This window comes from Prevotella sp. LCP21S3_D2, from assembly GCF_052118345.1.
In the GTDB taxonomy this organism is placed as follows: domain Bacteria; phylum Bacteroidota; class Bacteroidia; order Bacteroidales; family Bacteroidaceae; genus Prevotella.
The window spans coordinates 1-929 of record NZ_JBQKHJ010000074.1; the positions used below are offsets into that span (position 1 = coordinate 1).

1 rRNA gene is annotated in these 929 nt (G+C 55.0%); it reads left to right on the forward strand.

What is annotated here, in order from left to right:
• A 23S ribosomal RNA gene (locus ACTQ16_RS16630) occupies positions 1 to 929 on the forward strand; the annotation flags it as partial.

The following is a 929-nucleotide window of genomic DNA, read 5'->3' on the forward strand; positions in this document are numbered from 1 at the left end:
TGTGACGGCGTGCCTTTTGCATAATGATCCTACGAGTTACCGTCACTGGCGAGGTTGAGTGTCATGAGACACGTAGCCGCAGTGAAAGCGAGCCTGAACAGGGCGCACAGTCAGTGGGGGTAGACGCGAAACCAAGTGATCTACACTTGGCCAGGATGAAGTCCCGGTAACACGGGATGGAGGTCCGCACCAATAAGCGTTGAAAAGCTTCTGGATGAGCCGAGTGTAGGAGTGAAAGGCCAATCAAACTTGGAGATAGCTCGTACTCCCCGAAAGGCATTTAGGTGCCGCGTCGGATGGTCACCGTGAGAGGTAGAGCGACCGATAGGACAAGAGGGCTTCACCGCCTATCGAGTCCTGACGAACTCCGAATGCTCACGGTCTGCAGTCCGGCAGTAAGGGGGCGGGTGCTAAGGTCCGTCCCCGAGAGGAGAAGAATCCAGACCGCCGTCTAAGGTCCCGGAGTTCTGCCTGAGTTAGTCTAACGAAGTCTGGTCCCTATGACAGCTAGGATGTTGGCTTGGAAGCAGCCATTCATTCAAAGAGTGCGTAACAGCTCACTAGTCGAGGGTCCGGGCATGGATAATAATCGGGTATAAGGCAGACACCGAAGGCGCGGGATAGCAATTATGAAAGTATCGGTAGGGGAGCATACTCACAGCGTCGAATGGTGTACGTAAGTTATCCTGGAGCGGTGAGTAAAGCAAATGTAGGAATAAGTAACGATAAGGAGGGTTAGATTCCCTCCCGCTGTAAGACCAAGGTTTCCCGGGCAATGCCAATCAGCCCGGGGTCAGTCGGGTCCTAAGTCTAAGCCGAACGGCGATGGCGATGGCAGAGACGGTTAATATTCCGTCACTGCCGCATGGGGCGACGTGGAGACGGAGCAGTGAAACCACCGCGGGGCGACGGAAGTCCCCGTTGAAGAG